The organism is Enterococcus sp. 6D12_DIV0197, from assembly GCF_002174385.1.
GTDB classification, from domain to species: domain Bacteria; phylum Bacillota; class Bacilli; order Lactobacillales; family Enterococcaceae; genus Enterococcus_D; species Enterococcus_D casseliflavus.
Genome location: NZ_NIBN01000001.1, coordinates 2,556,072 through 2,572,695 on the forward strand (window position 1 = coordinate 2,556,072; position 16,624 = coordinate 2,572,695).

The 16,624-nt window shown below is 43.3% G+C and carries 11 protein-coding genes; 6 read left to right on the forward strand and 5 right to left on the reverse strand.

From position 1 onward, the window contains the following. Nucleotides 1-581: 581 nt before the first annotated feature. Nucleotides 582-2,318, reverse strand: a complete 1,737-nt coding sequence (locus A5867_RS11900) for an ABC transporter ATP-binding protein (protein WP_034858408.1) — start codon at nt 2,316-2,318, stop codon at nt 582-584. A 244-nt stretch (nt 2,319-2,562) separates the two neighbouring features. Here A5867_RS11900 and A5867_RS11910 point away from each other — a divergent pair, with 244 nt between their 5' ends. Beyond that, a complete protein-coding gene (locus tag A5867_RS11910) occupies nt 2,563-3,297 on the forward strand; it encodes an HAD family hydrolase (RefSeq protein ID WP_087627686.1) in 735 nt (244 codons plus the stop codon). Nucleotides 3,298-3,344: 47 nt separating this feature from the next. Here A5867_RS11910 and A5867_RS11915 read toward each other — a convergent pair whose 3' ends face one another. The 3 genes from A5867_RS11915 to A5867_RS11925 are packed head-to-tail and all read right to left on the reverse strand — an operon-like array spanning nt 3,345 to nt 10,778. Next, nucleotides 3,345-6,509 carry a DEAD/DEAH box helicase gene (locus A5867_RS11915; RefSeq protein WP_087627687.1) on the reverse strand — a complete coding sequence of 1,055 codons (3,165 nt, stop codon included), beginning with the start codon at nt 6,507-6,509 and terminating at the stop codon, nt 3,345-3,347. A 16-nt stretch (nt 6,510-6,525) separates the two neighbouring features. Next, the gene (locus tag A5867_RS11920; protein WP_087627688.1) at nt 6,526-9,654 is read right to left on the reverse strand and encodes an AAA family ATPase; all 3,129 of its coding nucleotides are present in this window, start codon (nt 9,652-9,654) and stop codon (nt 6,526-6,528) included. A gap of 2 nt (nt 9,655-9,656) precedes the next feature. Then, nucleotides 9,657-10,778, reverse strand: coding sequence for an exonuclease SbcCD subunit D (locus A5867_RS11925; protein WP_087627689.1), 1,122 nt, complete (start codon nt 10,776-10,778; stop codon nt 9,657-9,659). Nucleotides 10,779-11,032: 254 nt separating this feature from the next. On the opposite strand from A5867_RS11925, the gene anmK reads away from it, so the two are divergent. From anmK to A5867_RS11940, 3 genes are all read left to right on the forward strand, one after another. Further along, a complete protein-coding gene (gene anmK / locus A5867_RS11930) occupies nt 11,033-12,193 on the forward strand; it encodes an anhydro-N-acetylmuramic acid kinase AnmK (protein WP_087627690.1) in 1,161 nt (386 codons plus the stop codon). A gap of 21 nt (nt 12,194-12,214) precedes the next feature. Next, nucleotides 12,215-13,510, forward strand: coding sequence for a PTS sugar transporter subunit IIC (locus A5867_RS11935; RefSeq protein WP_016610823.1), 1,296 nt, complete (start codon nt 12,215-12,217; stop codon nt 13,508-13,510). Nucleotides 13,511-13,627: 117 nt separating this feature from the next. Beyond that, the gene (locus A5867_RS11940; protein ID WP_087627691.1) at nt 13,628-14,719 is read left to right on the forward strand and encodes a MupG family TIM beta-alpha barrel fold protein; all 1,092 of its coding nucleotides are present in this window, start codon (nt 13,628-13,630) and stop codon (nt 14,717-14,719) included. A gap of 53 nt (nt 14,720-14,772) precedes the next feature. Here the strand turns inward: A5867_RS11940 and A5867_RS11945 are convergent, their stop codons facing one another. After that, nucleotides 14,773-15,408 carry a 1-acyl-sn-glycerol-3-phosphate acyltransferase gene (locus tag A5867_RS11945; RefSeq protein WP_005229679.1) on the reverse strand — a complete coding sequence of 212 codons (636 nt, stop codon included), beginning with the start codon at nt 15,406-15,408 and terminating at the stop codon, nt 14,773-14,775. 137 nt (nt 15,409-15,545) lie between these two features. Here A5867_RS11945 and A5867_RS11950 point away from each other — a divergent pair, with 137 nt between their 5' ends. Both A5867_RS11950 and A5867_RS11955 read left to right on the forward strand, forming a co-directional pair. Next, nucleotides 15,546-16,280 carry a tRNA1(Val) (adenine(37)-N6)-methyltransferase gene (locus A5867_RS11950; RefSeq protein ID WP_087627692.1) on the forward strand — a complete coding sequence of 245 codons (735 nt, stop codon included), beginning with the start codon at nt 15,546-15,548 and terminating at the stop codon, nt 16,278-16,280. Continuing rightward, complete coding sequence (locus tag A5867_RS11955) at nt 16,270-16,548, forward strand: GIY-YIG nuclease family protein (RefSeq protein ID WP_005229675.1); 279 nt, start codon at nt 16,270-16,272, stop codon at nt 16,546-16,548. Before A5867_RS11950 ends, A5867_RS11955 begins: the two co-directional genes overlap by 11 nt. Nucleotides 16,549-16,624 lie beyond the last annotated feature (76 nt).

Sequence of the window (16,624 nt, forward strand, 5' to 3'; positions counted from 1 at the left end):
TTAAAAGCGAAACCTTTAAGGCAAAAGGTTTCCTTCAAAAAGTTTATTTTTAAATGAGAAAACTCAAATTTTTTTTTAATATTACTCCTTTTATACAACAGTGTGTCAAAGGTGTATCAAAAAGATGTCAGAATATTAAAATATTCTTTTAACAGAAGGCAACGTTTTTTAATTTTACTACGACAATTACAGATGTAATCAAAAACTGAGAGAAAAACCAAGGCAGTCGCTCAATCGTTTTCAAAAGAACTTTTTCACGATCCTTCCTTTGCCGAGAAACGATCGCGCTACAATGAAAATGAATGTTATTTTTTTGTGCTAGTAATCGCAACCACTCTCTTTCTTCTTGGTTTTATTGTATCACATTCCTTTTTAATCAGAAAACCATAGAAGCATTTCTGTCATAATCTGCTATAAAACAGCAGCAGAAATGAACATCTGCTTATAAATGAAAAGGGTTTCTCACAAAAAACTCAGTAAAAAACGATCAATCCAAGAAGCCAGCCAATTTGTTGCTTGGTCACTGACAAAGCATAATAGACTGTACTATTCTTGAACTGATCGTTTGCCATGTCTTTCTTCTAAGCGAGTGTTGGTTCTCGGTCACGAGCAAATTGAGCATCATGCAATGCACGATAATGCCCTTTTCTCGCCATCAACTCTTCATGGGTTCCTTCTTCTAAGATCCCCTTCTCACTAACGACAATGATTCGTGTCGCATGTTTGATCGTTGCGAGGCGATGGGCAATGATCAAGGTTGTACGCCCATCTGCCAAAGAATTCAATGATTCTTGGATCACTTGTTCCGTTTCGGTATCTAACGCTGAAGTTGCTTCATCTAGAATCAAAATCGGCGGGTTTTTCAAGAACATCCGAGCAATCGCTACCCGCTGCTTTTGGCCACCCGATAATTTGACGCCTCGTTCACCGATGACCGTATCCAAGCCATCCGTCATTTGATCAATGACTTTTTCTAAGTGTGCCAATTTGACTGCCTTTAAAATCTCCTCTTCTGTTGCATCAAGTTTGCCATAAGCAATATTTTCTCGAATCGTTCCTGGGAAAAGAAAAACATCTTGCTGCACCGTACCAATCTGCTGACGTAAAGATGCCAAGGTCATCTCCTGAATATTGATGCCATCAATCGTAATGGCGCCTTCCGTGACTTCATAAAACCGCGGCAACAAGTTGCATAACGTTGTTTTCCCTGAACCACTTTGTCCAACGAAGGCGATCGTCTCACCCGCTTTGATCGACAAGTCGATGTGATTCAAGACTTTCGTCGCATCCGCATAGGAAAAAGAAACATCATGGTAGACGATGTCTCCCTTTAAGGAAGTTACTGCCCGTGCCCCTGGCTTGTCTTTGATCGTCGGTTCTTTATCCAACTCTTCGGTCAAGCGTTTGAAGCCAGCGATGCCTTTCGGATAGCTTTCGATCATCGTATTAACCTTCTCAATTGGTCTAACAAAGACATTTGACAATAAAATAAACCCTACGAACTGACCGTTCGTCAGTTCACCACGAATCACGTAGTAGGCACCAAAGATCAGAGCAAACAAGTTGATCAACCGAATCAAGAAATAATTGTACGCTGAACTGATTGCCATTACCTTATAAAAAAGGATCTTAGACTGCCGATAAATCTCACTTAACCCGTCAAAGCGTTTATGTTCAAACGTTTCATTGGCAAATGATTGTGTCACTCGAATGCCACTGACAGATGCTTCCACTCCGGCGTTGAACTCACCGAGATTATCATAGATCTGTGTGTTGACTTTGGTCATTTTCTTATTGAAAAAAACCAAGGCGATCGTGATCAAGGGAATCAACGCAAATGTTGCCACAGCTAATTGAACATGCATATTTAACATCAATAGGAATGAACCGACCAAAGTCATGATGGTAATAAAAACATCTTCTGGCCCATGGTGAGCGACTTCAGAAATCTCAAAGAGATCCGTAGTCAAACGACTGATCAGCTTGCCAGTCTTTTGATTATCATAATATTCAAAAGATTGCGTTTGCAGATGTCGAAATAACTCTTGACGCATATCAGTTTCAATATTGACCCCAAGTTTATGACCATAAAAAACCACGATATATTGCAACACAGTATTGATCACATAAAACAAGAACAAGCCTAAGCATGCCAACAGTATTAGGCGAAAGTTGTTCTGGGGCATGATCTTATCGATTACTTGGTTGACGGCAACTGGAAAGGCTAGTTCCAATAAACCAGCAAATACCGCACAAGTAAAGTCAAGTATAAATAGTGACCGATACGGTCGATAATAACGAAAAAACCTTTTTAACACATTTCCCCCTCCTCAATAGCTTTCATTATAAGCAACTCTCAGTAGAAATGCAAAATGAGAAACATGTGAAAATGGGTAAAATTCACTATAATTTTGAAAACCTATAAAGACGCGGATTTCTAAAAACAGTAAATAAAACCTTTATTTTACAGGGATTTCCCTCTTTTTTTTACAGGAATAATGGCTTATGATTGATTCGAAAACAAACTGAAAATTTTCACTAACTCTGAAAGGCGTGTCTTTTTTGATCACTAGTATTCTTTTTGATGTCGATGATACCTTATATGACCAGCAACAACCATTTCGCAATGCCGTAACCTCATGTTTCCCACAAATAGCCCACAAAGATTTAACTGCTCTTTACTTACGGTTTCGGGTGCACAGTGATGAGCAGTTTGGACGGGTATTGGCAAATGAATGGACGCTAGATCATTTTCGTTATTTTCGACTGACCCATTCATTAACGGATTTAGGGTACTTACCTATTACAATGGAAGAAAGCTGTATGTTTCAGCTGTGTTATGAACAAGAACTAGATGCCATCACACTGCATCCTGAAGTTGAGTCAACTTTGAACTATTTGTCCACATTGCCAGTCAAACTAGGAATTATTACCAATGGTCCCACTGACCACCAGCAAAAAAAATTGGATCAGTTGCAACTGACTCGATGGATCAAACCAGAGCATATGATCATTTCACAAGCAACTGGTTATCAAAAGCCGCAACTAGAAATTTTCCAATTGGCAGAAACCGCCTTTGCTCTTGATCCGGAAACCACACTGTACGTTGGTGATAATTTTGATAATGACGTGGTTGGCTGTAAGAAAGCCGGTTGGCAAGCTTTGTGGTTCAATCATCGTCTCCGTCAAGCGCCTAGTGGATTGGAAGACTTACCAGATGCATCGATCACTGCTTTTTCACAGCTGCAAGACAGTATTGACACACTGATGCAAGTGCCTGCATACATGTATAACTAAAAAAAGATGGACCTTTGCTCCTGCGGCAGGTCCATCTTTTTGATTGGCTAACTTTCTTCGCCGATACTCAATATCAAGCGAATATCTTCTTCTGTCATTTGTTGAAGCTGTGTTTCATTGCCTTGGATCACTTTTTGGAAAAGCTCACGTTTTTCTTGTTGCAACGCATCCATTCGTTCTTCAATGGTTCCTTCAGCAATCATTCGCCAGACTTCGACAACATTTTTTTGACCGATCCGATGGGCTCGTCCAGCGGCTTGTTCTTCTACCGCCGGGTTCCACCACAAATCGTATAAGATCACGGTGTCTGCGCCGGTCAGATTCAGTCCTGTTCCTCCTGCTTTTAACGAGATCAAGAAGACGTCCTTTTCTCCACTATTGAAGGCATCGACCATCGTCAAACGATCTTGCGGCGGTGTGCTGCCTCGCAAGTAAAAGGACTCAAACCCTTCTTGTGCTAGCTCTTCTTCAATGATCGAAAGCATGCTAGTAAACTGAGAAAATAACAGCACACGACGCCCATTTTCTTTGGCTGCTAAGAGTAAATCTTTGACCTGTTCAAGTTTCCCAGAAGACCCTTCATAATCCTCCACGAATAATCGTGGGTCACAACAGATTTGCCGCAGTCGAGTCAAACCAGCTAAGATACTGATTCGATTTTTACGAAAAGACGTAGAATCCATTTGCGCGATTTCTTCCCGCATTTGCCGCAAGTACGCCAAATAGATTTTCTTTTGTTCTTCTGTTAAAACACTGTAATAATTTGTTTCCAATTTTTGCGGCAAATCATGCAGCACGGATTTTTTGTCTCTTCGCAAAATAAAGGGTTTGATCATTTTCGCAATTTCTTGCGTAGACAGCTCTTTAAATTTCTGCTTGTTCGGGAAAAAGCCTGGCATGATCATTTGGAACAAGGACCACAATTCTTCTAAATTATTCTCGATCGGTGTGCCGCTGAGGGCGAACCGCTGTGGAACTTCCAAGGAGCGCAAGGCCTGTGCCGTTTTGGTCGCACTGTTTTTGACCATTTGCGCTTCATCTAAAATCAAACAAGTCAGATCTAGTGCTTGATAAGCATCAATGTCTTGCCGCAAGCTTGCATAAGAAGTGATGCGGACGTCCGCTGACTGCGCCATCTGCCCTTCGCGCTCTTCTTTCGTTCCGCTGATGACAGACGCAGAAATCGTCGGCGCAAACCGTTTGATTTCTTGTTGCCAGTTGAATGTTAGACTCGCCGGTGCCACGATCAATGCATTCAATTTTTGTTTCTCTTGTTTTTCTGAAAGTAAATAGCTGATCGTCTGAACGGTCTTCCCTAACCCCATTTCATCGGCAAGGATACCGCCAAATTGATAGTGGCTCAACATTTTTAACCAACGGAAGCCAACTTCTTGGTATTGTCGCAACTCAGCATGCAAGTTTTCTGGCAGCTGCGCCTCAAAGTTTTCTGGGTGGATCAAGTCTTCCGTCATTTGCTGAAAACCGGCGCTAAAGCTGGCTTGATCAGCAAACTGCTCTTGCAGGAGCAGCCCTTGATTCAAAGGAACTTGGATCGCCCCATCTTTCGCTTCTAATGAAAGACGCAATTTTTTCAGGGCAGCACTTGCTTCTTGAAACTCTTCCGATTCCAATGAAAGGACTTGCCCATTTTCAGTGGTATAATATTGTGCAGACTGTAACAGGCTGCGCAAGACCTCATTGATCTCTGACTCTTGAATGCCGCTGACATCAAACTTGATATCCAACCAAGAACCATTTTCTTCGATAACGATTTCTGGTCGATGGTGTTGGGCGTCAAGGTAAAGTTCCCGCAGCTTCTTGCCGATACGGACTTCACCTAATTGCCTTAAAACAGGGATCTCCCTTGTAAAAAAGGTATAAAGTTGTTCCCCCGCAGGTAAGCTTTTTTGCCAATTTTTAGTGCTCGCTTGATAGCCAAAGGTTTCAATAATCGCTTCAATTCGTGCTTCTTGTTGAAAATCACGTAAAATCTCGGGATGATTTTCTGGCATATAGTGATGTTTTTCATCACTTGAAAAAACGACTTCTCCATAAGTGAAGTCTACTTGTAAATCGACTTGTCCTTTGATTTTCCGTAACGAAAAGACAGCTTTCAATTCAGACTCTTCGATTTCATTTTGAACTTCAGGTGCTACTTGGACACGCCCGATTTTTCGCAAATAAGGCAATACTTTCATAAAAAGATTCGCTAGTTCTTCTTTCGGATAGTCGATGACTGGCTGTTCAAATCGTTTAAACAACTGTTGCATCGTGACATAGATTTCCTTTTGTTCGACAGTCAGTTCATAAAAGGTTCCATCCAGCAGACCCCAATTATAATAGCTAAGTAAATGGTCAAAATCTTTCACGAATTCCAGCGGAAAATGATCCTCTTGTTTTGTGACTGAAAACGACAAAGGTTCACCGATTTGAAAATCGGCTTCATTGACTTTTGTTTCACCAATGGTTATTTGCGTATAGACTTCGTTTAACTGTAACAACAATTCTTTGCCGAACTCAACTGGTAGCAGCAAATACTTTTTGTCAAGTTTACCACTGATCTGAATGCCTGCTTGCCCGATTAACTGTTGCGTTTGCGCGATTCCTGCCAATCGATTCAACAAGGCTCGATTTTTCTCATCAAAGGCATCCGCAGATAGAAAGAAGGTCTGCTGCTTATTCGCTGCGTACTGCTTGTTTTCTTGGTACATCTGCAAAAATTTATAAATGTTTTTAACGACATAGGTCCGTGCGGTGCCACGATGGCCGACTTTGAGGGAAATCCCTAAGATATCCATTTCTTGATGGTAAGGATTGGTGGCGATGGTATCTATCCGAAATTCAACCTGTAAGGGTTGGCTCGTTTCTTTTTCGCTCCCTAAGCGGGCAAAGCCGTTGGAAAACATCTCTGAAGCAGAAAAGGCTTTTTTGATGGGGGTTTGCTCATTGATTTTTCGTGTTTTCCCTTGTTTGCGTAGATAAAGTTCGACTGCCACCGTGTGTTTGCAATAATGATGCTCTTCCCAGTACGGACATTGGCAATAATCTACCTCTTTGGCTGTAGCATCTAAGGTCACTAAATACAATTCTGTCCCCAATACTTCTGCGTGCCACACATTTTTTTCTTTGTCTGGTGTGACAGATAAGACGCGATCTTCGTTGACATACGTTCTGCCACGCTCAATTACTTTTTCTGGAATACTCCACTTCATAAGAGCCCTCCTCTCCTTATTCTTTTATTCGGATCCGGCTTTGCCCGCTGCCGTTAGTTTCTACGAAAACTTGCTGCAGGATTCTTGCCCGCAGTTCTCGAACATGACTGATGATCCCAATCATGCGCCCTTCATTTTCGATCATTTCTAATGCTTCCATCGCCATTTCCAATGATTCTTCATCAAGCGATCCAAAGCCCTCATCAATAAAGAGGGCTTCGATCTCGATCCCACCAGCTCGTTGCTGGATCACATCCGCCAAAGAGATCGCCAACGCTAAGGCAGCAATAAAGCTTTCGCCGCCTGAAAGTGTATGAGCTCTTCTGACTTGTCCCGCATTATCGTCATATATGTCAATTTCTAAGCCTGTTGAGCTTCGATAGCTCCCGACTTTATCCGCTAATTCAAATTGATAGCGGCCACGAGTCAACCGAGCCAAGCGTTCATTGGCGACTTCTAAGATCTCTGTCAGAAATTGCTGCAGTACATACCGTTCCAAGCTGGTTTTTTTGACGTTTTCGCCGTTGATGGTTTCTGCCAACTGCTGAAGTTGGCCTAATTGGGCCAGTTCTTCGACATTTTGCTGATAAATGACCTGCAGCTCGTCAAACAACCGTTGATTGCCGTTGACTTTCTCCTGTTTGCGAACTGTTTCTTGCTGTAGTTCCTCCATGACGGTCTGCAACTGAAGGTAGTCAGCTTCCAATTGGTTTAAATCGATCGCAGCTTGCTCTTTTAACTGTGCATCTAACAATGCTAGCCGTTGCTGAACAAACACCGTTTCTTGCTCATAGGTTTTGATTTCTTCTGAGAGAACGGTTGTTTGAGCGGCTTGGGCAATCAATTCCCGCATCGTTTCCTCAGTCATACCAGCTTCTTGAAGTCGCTGCGTCAGTCGTTGTTCTGCTTTTGTCTTAGCCGCTTGCTTTTCTTCAAAAAATTGCTGCAGATTTTTCAGCTTCTCTGAAAGAATCGCTTGCTGTTCGTTTAGCTGCGCTTCTTGTCGGGCATCAGCCTCAATTTGTTGCGTATATTCCCTCAGTAAACCATTGGTTTTTGCTAAATCGGCTTGTAATTGTTCATACGTTGCGCCTGCAAGTTGTTCCTGTAAAGAAGCCAATTTCCCCTCCGCAAGCTGGCGCGCTTCTTGGGCTTTTTTCGCTTGCTCACTGACTAGCTGATAGGACTCATTTAACGTTGCTAATTTCTCATTTACTGCCTGATGTTTCTTCTGCGCGTCTTCATAAGAAGCGGCTTTTTGTTGATTGAAAGATTGCCGTTTCTTTAGTTCCGCTACCGTCGTTTCCTCGGTAATCGTCTCTTGGTTTTCTATCGGCTGTAAGGCAGCAAATGCCTGTTGAACTGCAGTCCAAGCGAATGCCACTTGCTTCTGCGCAGCAACACTGGTGGCTTGCCATTCGCTGATTCGCAATGCGGCTTGCTCCTGCAGCGTTTGATTTGCCGATACTTGCTGCTGGATCTTCGTCAATTTTTCTTGTGTTTGCTCAAGTCTTTGTTCACTGGCAATGATGTCCTCGATGCGATAGGTCGTGTGCTCCTGTGTATTCGGATGATCCAATGATCCACAAACCGGACAGGGTTCATTTTCTTCCAGCAAAAGACGAAGCCGAGCAATTTGCATTCGAGCATTTTGACTGGTTTCTTGTTTTAACGTTTTTTGCAGCTCCAGCAAGGATGCTGCTAATTGCTGATGTTCAAGAACCAACTCCGAATGAATTTGTTGCTGTTCCCCTGCTTTTTGCTCGGCTTCACGAAACTGCGCTTTTGCTTGCTGCCATTTTTCTACCAGAGCCTGCGTTTCTACTAATTTCACCGTTTCTGCTTGAAACCCTCGCAATGCTTCGATTTCTTCTGCCAGATGCTGCGCTTGCGCTTTGGCACTTGCTTGCTCTTGGTTTATCTTCGTTAATTCGGTGGTCTGTTTTTGTGCGGCTTTTTCAAGTTGCACCACTTCTTCTTGCTGCGCTTGTGTGCGCTGTGCTAGCGGGATCTGCTGCTGGATTCGTTGAACTTTTTGACTAGCAGCTTCCTGTTTTTTCTTGATGCCGTCAATCAACGCTCGTTGGTCTTGCCAGCTTACTTGTTGCTGCTGAATTTCTTGCAGCTGCTGCTTTGTTTCGTTGATTTGCTGAGTAGCTTGCTGTGCTTCTTTCACTCGTTCTTCTTTTTGCTGCATGATTTCTTGATGTTCAAGCGCCCACACCAACTGGTTCAACTGTGCTTTTTTCTGAGCGATCTCGTTTTTTTTAGCATGCAGCTCTCGGGCTTTTTCTTGTAGACCTTGCCATTCGATCCGTGCATTTTCAATTTCTTTTGCACGGTAAAAAGCGTCTTGCGCAGCTTTCATTTCTTGGATCGCTTGGTCTTTTTTGTGCAATAACTGCTGAAGCTGCGCCTGTTGTTTTTCTAAATCCTGCGCCCACAAAGTCAGACCTTCCGCAACCGTTAAAACCTCCTGCGCTTCTTCCCATTCAAAGCGCTCCATGATTTGCGAGGCGAGCAGCTGCTGATGCTCAAGCTTTTTACTTTGTGCTTTGACTTGCTCTTTCAACCATTCATTAAATTGTTGATACATTTCCGTGCCAAATAAATTCCGTAAAACGCGTTCTTTCTCATTGCTGCTGGCAATCAAAAAATTACGAAATTCTCCTTGCGGCAACATCATGATTTGAAAAAACTGTTTGGCATCCAGCTGCAGCAGATCCTTGATAAATGCATCAACTTCTGTGCGTTTACTGATCTGCTTTTTCTCTTTGCCCTCGGCGTCAAAAATTGTCAGCTGGACTTTTGCCGTTTGGTTGGTGACCCCGTCACCACGTTTTTTTGCTAAGGTCTGTTCCGGTTTCCGTTGGATCTGGTAAGTAAAACGCTGATGTTCAAAAGTAAAGGTGACGCTGGTCTCTTCGGTTGGTGAAGCAAACATCGAGCGCATTTCTTTGCCTGAGCGCAGATTCCCCGATGTTTCACCGAACAAGGCAAACGTCATGCCATCGAAAATCGTCGTTTTTCCTGCACCCGTTTTGCCGCTGATCAAAAACAAACCACCAGCTTGCAACTGACTAAAATCCAATTTTTCATCAATGAATGGACCAAAATTTTTCATTTGTAAAGACTTAGGTTGCATGACTATTCCCTCTTTTCCACGACAAATGCTTCATTTAATCCTTGTTCGATCCACTTGGTTTGTGCATCGAGCAATGAATCTCCCGTCATCTCTTGAAAAAAATGACTGATCAAGGCCTGCGGGTCGGTTTCTCGTGTCGTTAGCTGTCTTTTTTTCGTCTGTTCTCGACCATTCAACCGTTCGACAGACAAAATAAATGGATAGATCTTTCGCAACTGATTCATCATATTTGGAATCACAGCACGATCCGTCAGTAGAAAATGCCAAAACGCCTCACGATCCAGCTCACGGTAAAAAACCGGATCGATCAACTCCTCAAAGGAGGCTGTCAGTTGCTGGATATCCCTTTTTGGTGTCAGGGGAATAAATTCATTTGTGTCTTTTACAGTATCCACAAGATAGACCCCTTTTTGGTTCGTCCGTTCAGAAAGGGAAAATTTCAGCGGAGAGCCACTGTACCCGATTTTCGGATGTTTCAGGGCGGTATTGGCATGTAAATGCCCCAAAACGACTCGATCAAAAGGCGCAAAAGCTGTGGTCGGCACGCTGTCCAATCCGCCAACTTGAATTTTCGTTTCAGAATCCGTTTGGCTAGCGCCCGCCACAAAAAAATGGGTCACTAACACTTGTTTTTTTGACGAATCAAAGTGCTTGGTCATCTCCTCGATCACTCTTTGGACACTATCTGAAATTTTCGTTAACGGTTCGTCAAAAAATAAACGCGCCTCGATCGGTTCAAAATAAGGCAGCAAAAAGAATTGCGTATCGTCAAACTCGACCGGTTGTAAACTTTGTTCGATGCTGGTGGACAGATAAAAACGTGTTTGCTGAAACCACTGACTACCAGTTTCTAGCCGCGCTGGGCTATCATGGTTTCCTGAGATAGCCAATAAAGGCAGTTCATTCGTTAGATTAATTTCTGCGATTTTTTCATTCAATAATTTGACCGCATCGACAGCGGGAACGGAACGATCATACAGATCACCTGCAATGACGATGGCAGCGGCTTTTTCTTCTAAAGCGATCGCAATGATTTGATCAATAATTGCTCGCTGGTCTTCCAGCAAATCATAGCCATGTAGTTTTTTTCCGATGTGCCAATCAGCTGTATGTATAAAGCGCATTTCTTCACCTTCTTAAAAAATATCCTTCCAATCATTATACCACTTTCCCTGATCGTTAGACATCTCTCTGCCAGCAAAATTTCACTTACCACCCATTTTTGATAAAAAGAGCGAAGACCTGACATCATTATGTTGAAATGTTTTTTCAATTATAAATTTATATCTTGAAATATAATTACACTTCATTTACAATGAGTGTGAAATCGAATTCAACAATCGCTTTCATCACTATTCTAAAAGAAAGGAGAAACGCTATGCTTGCAATAGGACTAATGTCAGGAACCAGTTTGGATGGGATCGACGCTGCTTTAGTAAAAATCAATGGCTACGGCACCGAAACTGTTGTACAGCTGATGGAAATGGTCACGCTGCCAATTGATGAAGAATTGAAGGAACGAATAAAAACCGCTTGTGATCCGGTGGAATCAAATGTTCCCCTCATCTGCCAATTAAATACTGAATTAGGATATCAATTTTTGAAAGCGTGTCAAATCCTCTGCCAAAAAGCTGGTATTGAAGAAAAAAGCATTGATTTTGTTGCCAGCCACGGACAAACGATCTGGCACTCCCCCGATTCTGATCCAGCGAAAAACAGCACCTTGCAAATTGGCGAACCTTCGATTATCGCTTATGGCTTACAAACGAAAGTCGTCGCCGATTTTCGAGTGATGGATATGGCTGCTGGCGGTCAAGGCGCCCCTCTTGTTCCTTATACAGATTATCTGCTCTATCAATCAGACAGCAAAAATCGTTTGCTGCAAAACATTGGCGGCATCGGCAATGTTACTGTACTACCAAAAAGTGGCAGCTTAAACGAGCTGTATGCCTTTGATACAGGTCCGGGAAACATGGTCATCGATGAATTAATGGTTCAGTTATTCGGCCAGCCTTATGATGCGTTTGGTGAAACAGCCCGTGCGGGAGCAATTATACCCACCTTGCAAAAGGATTTAAGAACTCATTTTTATTTGTCCCAGCAACCGCCGAAAAGCACCGGGCGTGAGCTTTTTGGAAAACATTTCGTGCAGCAGTTATTGACCAAGTATCCCGAAGCAGCACCTGAAGACTTGGTGAGGACTTTAACCGATTTCACCGCTTTTTCCATCGCTGACAGTTACCAACGGTTCATTTTTCCTCAGTTGGGAACAAACGATCTGGAGGTGATTCTCTCGGGCGGCGGTGCCCACAATCCTCTGCTGATTGAACTGATCCAAGGCTATTTACCAGAATCAGTAGCCGTTGGAACACAAGATGACATTGGCGGTTCCAACGATGCCAAAGAAGCGGTGGCTTTTGCCATCTTAGGAAATGAAACCCTTCACAGCCGTGTCAATAATGCCCCTGCAGCAACCGGGGCAGCCCAAGGCGTGATTTTAGGGAAAATCATTCCGAATCCATGGGAAGCAAAAATGTAAAACACCTTAGGAGGATAAACCATGTTAGATAAATTCACTCAATTCATCGAGCGCCATTTGGCAGGACCGATGGAAAAACTTGGCAGCCAGCGTCACTTGCGGGCGGTTCGTGACGGGATCGTTTCAACCTTGCCATTGATCATCGTCAGTTCGTTCTTTATGATTTTAGCCTTTCCACCGCTGCCTCAAAGTTGGGGTATCTATCAATTCTTGTCTAGCAATGCCACAACGATCTTATTGCCTTATCGAATGACGATGTACATTATGAGCTTGTATGCGGCATTCGGGATCGGATACAGTCTTTCTCGCTCTTATAAGCTTGATGGTCTTTCTGGCGGGATCCTAGCTACGACCGCCTTCTTACTGACCTTCACCCCTGTCAATATCCCAGCAGAAGCCTTGGATGCTGCTGGAACGGTCGGCTTTGTCTTGCCAATGGCCAATTTAGGGAGTGCTGGTATGTTCGTGGCGATCATCACCTCGATTCTTGCCGTTGAAATCTATCGGTTAACGGACAAATCGAAATTTAAAATCACGATGCCAGAACAAGTCCCACCTGCAGTCGCTCGTTCTTTCGAAGCCTTGACCCCTACCTTAGTCATTATTTTAGGAATGGGTGCGATCACTTACTATATCGGCTTTGACTGGCACACGATCGTGGCAAAAGTCGTTGATCCTTTAGTCAGTGCCGCAGACACCTTGCCAAGTGTGCTTTTGATCACCTTCTTGACGACCTTCTTCTGGTCATTCGGGATCCATGGTGCTTCTATCGTTGGTTCACTGGCTCGTCCATTATGGTTGCAGTTATTGGAAGGAAATACGACTGCGCTTGCTTCAGGAGATATGATTCCCAATATCGCAGCCGAACCATTTTATCAATGGTTCATCTGGATCGGTGGGGCTGGTTCAACGATTGGTTTGGCTATCTTGTTAGCGTTTCGCACCAAATCGGAATTCGGTTCAAAACTAGGAAAAACAGCCTTGATTCCAGCTATTTTCAACATCAACGAACCACTGATTTTCGGTACACCGATCGTTTTGAACCCAATCTTGATCCCACCTTTCATCATTGCACCACTGATCAATGGCGTCATTGCGTGGGTCGCTACCTCAGCTGGTTTAGTCAATGCAGTTACGGTCAATGCCCCTTGGACATTGCCTGGACCAATTGGCGCTTTCTTAGCGACTGGCGGCGATTGGCGTGCGATCGTGCTGAATGTTCTTTTGATTCTTTTATCGATCCTGATCTATTACCCATTCGTAAAAATCTATGACAAAAACGAATTGGAAAAAGAAAATCAACCAGTCGTACAATAATGTGTAAATAAAGGTCGTACGAAGCACCCACCAAGACAAACAGAAGAAGCCTTCCTCACCAGCTTTTTCCAATGCCAAGAGGTGCTTCGTGCGGTTTTTTAGAAAGAAGGAAAACCATTGAAACGAGAAATTGGCCTTTCGATTTACCCCGACCATAGCGATCCTTTACTGGATCAAGACTATTTAAAAAAAGCTGCTGCCCTTGGTTACTCTCGCTTATTTATGAGTATGCTAGAAGTCAGTGAAGGCAAAGAGACCGTCAGAAAAAAATTCTCTTCGATTATCGGCTTTGCCAAGAACCTTGGCTTTGAAACGATATTAGATATTTCGCCTGCTGTTTTTAGTGATCTGGCGATCTCTTATGACGATCTTAGCTTCTTTGCAGAATTAGGTGCGGACGGTATCCGCTTGGATCAAGGGTTTGATGGCAGTAAAGAAGCCCAGCTGACCTTTAATCCATTTGGCTTGGCGATTGAATTGAATATGAGTAATGATGTGAACTATTTAGAAAATATCCTTTCTTATCAAGCCAATGAACCTTTTTTATATGGCTGCCACAATTTTTACCCCCAACGAGGCACAGGCTTAACGGAGGCTTTTTTCCGCAGCTGCAGCCAACGTTTTAAAAAATATGGGTTGAAAACAGCCGCCTTCATCACTAGTCAATCAGCCAAAATCGGCCCTTGGGAAGTCAATGATGGCTTACCGACCTTAGAATCTTGTCGAGATTTACCATTGGCACTGCAAGGGAAGCTGCTTTTTGCTTCTGGGTTGATCGATACCGTGATTATCGGCAATGCTTATGCGTCGGATGCAGAGCTGAAAGCTCTGGCGGCGATCGATCGTTACAAGCTGACCTTTGGCGTTTTCGTAGAAGCAGAGGCCAGCGAAATCGAACGGAGAATATTAGCCGAAACCAATCATTTTCGTCGTGGTGACAGTAATGCGTTAGTCGCTCGTTCCACACAGTCACGGGTGAAGTACCGTCCCATCGAAAACCTCCCTCATACAAACCAAGAACCTTTTGCCTATGGGGATATCGTTATCGGCAATGATACCTTTGGCCAATACAAAAACGAATTGCAGATCGTTTTGACCCCTCACCAAGACACACGAAAAAACAAAGTCGGCGCCATTTCAAATGACGAGCTGCCTTTGTTGGAATATTTAAAACCGTGGACCAAATTTGCTTTCGAATTATTGAATTAACTCATTAGAAAAAAGCCGCTGATCACAAAAGGGTCAGCGGCTTTTCTTAGGTATTAATCTTCTCTTTTGGACTCATCAATTTGATAAACAAATGACGGATCAATCGCTTGATCCAGTGTGTCAAATGCACCCTGGATGCGCCGTTCGACTTCCGCCAAGCCCTCTTTGTCCATCTTTTTGATGTCACTGATGTCAATGGGCTCCCCAAAGCGGACGGTTACTCGTTTGCGTTTAAAAAGATCTTTTAACGTCAGCGGTCCTTGATAAACAGAGGGAACGATCTTGACCTTAGCCATTTTTGCGATCAACGCCATGCCGCCTTTTAAAGCCGTTGCGTGTCTCGTACCACTTGGAAACATGATCAAGCTAAGATCCGTTTCCTTCAAAATTTTGACTGGCGTCTTTACCGCGCTCGGTCCCGGTTTGTCTCGTTTGACTGGAAAAGCATTGGCATGGATCAATATGAACCGTAAAATCGGGTTTTTGAACAGCTCTTCTTTCGCCATAAAACTAAATTTCTTTGGTCGAGCAGCCACTGCTAGGTACAATGGATCCCACCAGGTTCGGTGAGGAGCCACTAAAATGTAGTTTTCATTTTTAGGTAAAACCTCTTTGTTTTGATAACGAGCATTGCCGTTGATCAAAAATAATACTACGCGAACCACACCGCGCATAAAGCGAAAAAACATACTCATTTTCCTTTCTATTTCTCTCCTATTCAAGTATGCAAAAAAACGATTTAAATGACAAGCATTTTTTAGCGTTTCCCATTATTCTTAATCGTAGTATAATACATTGTAATGAATTTAGAACAGGAGTATGCTTCATGTTGCAACCGAACGAACGCATCGACCAATTGTATGCCGATGACATCAAGATCATTCAAAGTTCCGAAGTTTTTTCTTTTTCATTAGATGCTGTCTTATTAGCAAATTACGCTAGAGTGCCAAAAAGAGGTGTAATCGTTGACCTTTGTACAGGGAATGGCGCAGTCGGTTTATTTATCAGCAAAAAAACGACCGCTCATATTTATCAAATCGAATTGCAGGAACGCTTAGCGGATATGGCGCAGCGCAGTATCGAATTAAACGACTTGCAAGACCAGCTGACGGTCTATCCTATGGACTTGAAGAACCTCTTTCAAAAAATCAAACCTGATTCCGTTGATCTATTGGTCTGCAATCCCCCTTATTTTAAAAATGTACCGACGGCGATCAAAAACCCGAATCCCTATTTAGCGATCGCTCGGCACGAGATCACCACAACTTTAGATGAAGTGATCCAAACCGCTAGCAAAGCGTTAAAAATGAACGGACGGTTTGCGATGGTTCATCGCCCGGATCGCTTTCTCGATATTTTGGACCATATGCGCGCCCATCGAATCGCACCAAAGCGCGTCCGCTTCGTCTATCCGAAAGTAGGCAAAGAGGCCAATATTTTATTGATTGAAGGAATCAAGGATGGCAAGGCGGATGGCTTTAAAATTGATTCCCCTCTCATTACCTATGATGAAACGGGTGCCTATAGTCCCGAAGTGAAGGCGATGCTCTATGGCTGCTGAGAATCATTATTTTTATGTCTTGCGTTGCAACGATCAATCCTTCTACGGTGGTTATACCACTGATTTGAGCCGCCGCTTATTAGAGCACAACAAAGGGATCGGAGCAAAATATACCCGTCCTGCTAGTCGCAGACCATTACAAATGATCCATGCGGAAAGCTTTTCCACTCGCAGTGAAGCCACTCAAGCAGAAGCCGCCTTCAAAAAATTGTCTCGCAAAAAGAAAGAGGACTACCTGAGCAGCCATAGCGAGAGTAATGTTATCTGACCAAGCATACAAAAAACTACCTGCGCACGGAAGATTCCTGCTTGAAGGAGCTTTCTTTCGTGACTTAGGTAGTTTT